Below are 4,610 nucleotides of genomic sequence, written 5' to 3'. Positions count from 1 at the left end.
CCAATAGCAATTACAGGGGTTTTCATGATAGTTTTTTAGATAACTTTTTAGATAAAAGTAAACCTAATCTATAAAAGCATGACGATCATGTCGGCTTGACTAATCATCAATATTACTAATCGGTAAATTGGTAGTTGATGATTATCTAGTTTAGGATTACTGATTAGTAATTACCTATTCCCAAACATCCTATTTGGTTGGGTAAGTAATTAACCGGATTTGATAGTTTAATAATAATGCTTAATTGCTCACTATATTCATCAGTTAAGTAGTTATTTATTAATTCATAAAAAAATAGGTGTTTAGTCTATTTATAGTCTGGATTGATCCAGGGTATTCAATCATTAATTTATAGTGTTTTTTTGTCTAGGGAATAGGGAGTATTCATAATTCATAGTTTTGAATCATCTCCGGGAAACATTCGAGGTTTTTTTAGTCTGGGCTTGACGCTGTACCAATCTTCTTACTGAGCCATAATGGAAGTATTCCTGTGACTGGTAAAAGTAACCAATGGATTCATCTTTTTGAATGACACCATTAGCCACCAAACCCAAAACCGTCTGACCGGAACTATCTAACATTTGTTTAGCCACATTAGCATTAGCGAAATCCAGCACACCTGGTCGAGCCACCAACAACATGCCATCAGTCATTGGACTTAAGCAAAGGGCATCAGCAGTCAGAAGTAAGGGTGGGGCATCAATAATCACAAAGTCATATTGGGTTGAACATTCCTGAATCAGGGAAGCCATTTGCTTTGAATCCAGGAGTGCCAAAGGATTAGGAGGCATTACCCCAGCGGTGAGAACATCAAGATTTTCCATGGCTTTACAGATGGCAAGCTCTAGAGGCACTTCACCAATCAGTACCTGGCTCAAACCAGCCACATTCATTACTTGCCAAATATAATGCTGACAGGGGTGACGCATATCGGAATCAATCAGCAAAACCCGACGCCCCAGTTGAGCCATAGCAGCGGCCAAGTTTGCTGATACCGTAGATTTGCCTTCCTTGGAAACGGAGCTAGTGACTACAATAACTTTAAGTGGGTGATCAGACCTGAGAAATTTCAGATTCGCTTGAATCATTCGGTAGACTTCACTCACCATGGAATGAGGCTGCTCTGTTACGGGCAATTCCCCTCCGAAAAATAGGTCATCCCGACGACGGGAGAGCTTCTTGTGCTTGAAAACTGGAATCACCCCTAGCACAGGATATCTTAACAACTGCTTGACTTCTTTGAGAGTTTTTATAGAGCGGTCTCTCATTTCCAAGAGCAAGACAGCAGTCGTGGCCAGTGTGACCCCCAACATCACCCCTAGAGCCAACACCTTTATTTTCTTATCACCTAAGGGCTTTTTAGGGACTATTGCTGGCTCAATGATGCGAGCATTAGCGGTATCTTGGTTTTCTGCGACCTTTAATTCATTGAGATTTTTCAACAGGGTTTCATAGGTCAAGCGGGCAGCTTGGACTCGTTGTTCGAGCTGCTGCTGAGTTTGCTCCAACCGAGGAAGAACATTTACCCGTTGTTCATAGGCAATTCTAGCCTTAGCAAGAGTTGATAATCCTTCTGCTAAACTTTGACGTTTGACTTCTGATTCAATAAAATCGTTAATCAGTTTTTGTTTGAGCTGGTCAACTTCTAAAAGCCCTTGAGTAATTTGTATCTGAGTACCAGCCAGACTTTGAGAGCCTAGTATTTGATTAATCTGCTGTTGTAAATGACCTCTGAGGGAGCGTTGCTGCTTGGTGAGCCGAATCATGATCGGGTGATTTTTACCGTAACGATTTTTCGAAACCGCTAATTGCCGCTCAACCTCTTGCAGTTCTTGGAGTACGCCCTGTACTGAAGTAGACTGACTCAGAGCACTGATAGCAATTGCTTGCTGGGGATTAAGACCGACCTGGTTTCTCAAGCCAGCAGCTTGGGCATTGGCTTCTTCAAGTTGAGCTTGAACTGTAGTAATTTGGCTGTCTAAGTCAGCCATCACCGCTACCAAAGACCGGGCTTCTTCTGTGAGGGATACAACCTGATTGCGTTCCTTAAATTGCCGTAGAGCAGCTTCTGCTTGCCTGACATTGGCTTCACTTTGAGGAAGTTGGTTAGTAATAAACTCACGGGCTTTTGCTGCTTCCGACTTTTTGGATAGGATCTGATTCTCTATATAAAGCCTCATTAATTGATTGATCACCGCAGCCCCTTTTTCTGAGTTCTTACCCTTGTAGGAAAGCCTAACCACATCGGTGCCACCCACAATTTTGACAGTGAGCTTTCTTTTGAGGGCTTCCGGTTGCAAAGGTAGACCTTCGTTATCAGTGAGGTTGAGTTGATCAATGATCTGTTGCAGAAGCGGGTGGGAGTAAATCACCTCAACTTCAGTACTCAGAGGGTTCTGGGCATCAACCAGAGGGCGTAACTGGTCAATTTCCTCCCCCAACCCAGTCAAGAAAGCGGTTCGGTCTATCTTAAACAGTAGTTTTCCTTCAGCTTCATAGGAAGGCTTGAGAAACAAGGTAGACCAGGCAGCTGAGATAACTGTAAATAGGAAAATAGCAACTGCTGGCAGCCAACGACGTTTCAATAGCAGTTTGTATTGGCTAAGATCGAGATCTATAGAACTTCTAGACTCCATAAGTTCTTCAGGGGCTCCCCCTAGGTAGATTGCACAATAAAATAATTTTTGGTATTGGTGCGAATTAGCTACCAACCCTGCCATCGGTTAGATGCAACCTATATATGGAAATACTAATAAAATTTAATCATATCAAAAGTCACTCGACATTAAAGAGTTGGTAAATATATGCAAATTTTCCGTGATTCTTGTGAACATAAGAAAGTTAAGGGGCTGACCGGGTGTCGGGTATCGGGCCAACGGGGGTAGGGTTTTGCGACCGATTGTTGTGTCAGTAAGACCAGCAATCCCTAGAGCTGTTGAGTCTTCTATCTTCTGACTTAACCCAAACCCGGTCAGCCGTCAGCCATCAGCCGTCAGCCATCAGCCGTCAGCTTATTTTATTCAAAAACACCGATTGCGCTACTTGAGGTGCTGCGCGAACAGTAGCGATGCAGTGGCCTCACGGGGGTTTCCCCCACTCGCGCTTTGGATCAAGACAGCGTGCGCTATGGGCATAAAGTGTTCGGTGTAGCGTGGCCACAGGCCTTTGGCTGTTCGGTGTAGCGTGGGCATTAGCTGATACGCGACACGCTGATAGCTGAATGCTTACGGTCACCCTACCCCCGCTGGCTCCATTTCTGGCTAAACTTTTACCAGATTGAACCATTCTGTTGGCCAGTGAGTCTAAATAACATCGGAAAACAAAGCGGTGAGGGAGAACCCAGAGTTGTCAGTCAGATCAGCCCAGGCTTCCAAAGAAGATTCTGCTGCTGCAAAAACAACCAGCACAGACACAGAGTTGGTATTGCAGTGCCAACAGGGGAACCAGCAGAGTTTTCGCCAACTATACCGACGCTATCAGCAGCGCGTCAGGTCAACTATCTATCAGCTATGTGGTGCTTATGCTCTTGATGATTTAGTACAAGAGGTGTTCCTACGAGTTTGGAAAGGCTTACCAAAACTACGGCAACCTTCACAGTTCTCCACCTGGCTTTACCGCATCTGCTGGAATGTGGCATCGGATCAGCGGGGCAAATTGCAACGGCAACGTGCCTTCAACCTTCAACTTCCAGAGGACACAGCTGATCTACCCCTCAAAAATGCCAAATCCTCCTACACTCCTGATCTGATGCAGTTGCACTATCAGGACATTATTCAACAAGGTATGCAACAGCTGAGCTTGAACCATCGTGCTGTGCTGGTGCTACATGATTTAGAGGATTTGCCACAAAAGGAAGTTGCTAAAATTTTGGGCATAGCTCTCGGAACGGTTAAGTCTCGTCTTTTCCACGCTCGAACTTCCCTACGGAAATATATCATCCAACAACAAGGAGAGATGCCATGACTCAGTTTCAACCTGATGACCAACAATGGCAAGCATTTCTGCGCCAACATCGACCTAGTCCTCCACCAGCAGCATTTGACTTGGAGGAACGAGTTATCAATGCGATCGCTAAATCCCCACCGCCTACTCGTAAACCAGAGCTTTGGTTGCTTCCCTCAGCGATCGCTGTTGGTTTACTGATGGCTTGGAGTGGTTACCGCACCCACAATTTAACCACTCTAGAAGCTTTCTTAGAGAAAAATTGGCATGGAGTTGTGGGAGAGACATCGGTGAGCAATGTCATTCATACTCCACCAGCTGATTGGATGATCTTAGCCAATACTGGACAATAAATGAAATAGTAGGAACCATCACCTCAGGATCACCTATAGAGGATAAGGTTTGACCTGTCAAAAGGTTTGCTCTAGCCTAGGCTATGGCAAGGGAAAAGTGTTTTTTTTCCCTTCAACCTTCAACCCACCTTCAACCTTCAACCCACCTTCAACCTTCAACCCACCTTCAACCTTCAACCCACCTTCAGCCTTCAACCTTCAACCTTCAACCTTCAACCTTCAACCTTCAACCTTCAACCTTCAACCTTCAACCTTCAACCTTCAACCCACCTTCAACTTTCAACTTTCAACTTTCAACTTTCAACTTTCAACTTT

4 protein-coding genes and 1 pseudogene are annotated in these 4,610 nt (G+C 44.5%); 3 read left to right on the top strand and 2 right to left on the bottom strand.

The features are described from left to right. Nucleotides 1-404 precede the first annotated feature (404 nt). Both F6K37_RS32705 and F6K37_RS32700 read right to left on the bottom strand, forming a co-directional pair. Nucleotides 405-2,720 (bottom strand): GumC family protein, encoded by a 2,316-nt coding sequence (locus tag F6K37_RS32705; protein ID WP_008179479.1) that lies wholly within the window; start codon nucleotides 2,718-2,720, stop codon nucleotides 405-407. A 318-nt stretch (nucleotides 2,721-3,038) separates the two neighbouring features. Then, a complete protein-coding gene (locus F6K37_RS32700) occupies nucleotides 3,039-3,191 on the bottom strand; it encodes a hypothetical protein (protein ID WP_287254809.1) in 153 nt (50 codons plus the stop codon). Nucleotides 3,192-3,345: 154 nt separating this feature from the next. On the opposite strand from F6K37_RS32700, the gene F6K37_RS32695 reads away from it, so the two are divergent. From F6K37_RS32695 to F6K37_RS32685, 3 genes and pseudogenes are all read left to right on the top strand, one after another. Beyond that, nucleotides 3,346-3,963 carry a sigma-70 family RNA polymerase sigma factor gene (locus F6K37_RS32695; protein ID WP_044492254.1) on the top strand — a complete coding sequence of 206 codons (618 nt, stop codon included), beginning with the start codon at nucleotides 3,346-3,348 and terminating at the stop codon, nucleotides 3,961-3,963. After that, entirely contained in the window at nucleotides 3,960-4,295 is a 336-nt protein-coding gene (locus F6K37_RS32690) for a hypothetical protein (protein ID WP_287254807.1), read from the top strand. The genes F6K37_RS32695 and F6K37_RS32690 overlap by 4 nt, the downstream gene beginning before the upstream one ends. Nucleotides 4,296-4,344: 49 nt before the next feature. Beyond that, nucleotides 4,345-4,610 (top strand): annotated as a pseudogene (locus F6K37_RS32685) (hypothetical protein); the annotation flags it as partial.

The organism is Moorena sp. SIO4E2, from assembly GCF_010671945.1.
GTDB lineage: Bacteria > Cyanobacteriota > Cyanobacteriia > Cyanobacteriales > Coleofasciculaceae > Moorena > Moorena producens.
The sequence above is the reverse complement of the archived record's forward strand: the minus strand, read 5'-3'. Positions and strand labels throughout refer to the sequence as shown.

Coding starts and splice junctions, on each gene's coding strand:
- F6K37_RS32705 (WP_008179479.1), bottom strand. CDS start 2,720: ATGGCAGGGTTGGTAGCTAATTCGCACCAATACCAAAAATTATTTTAT.
- F6K37_RS32700 (WP_287254809.1), bottom strand. CDS start 3,191: ATGCCCACGCTACACCGAACAGCCAAAGGCCTGTGGCCACGCTACACC.
- F6K37_RS32690 (WP_287254807.1), top strand. CDS start 3,960: ATGACTCAGTTTCAACCTGATGACCAACAATGGCAAGCATTTCTGCGC.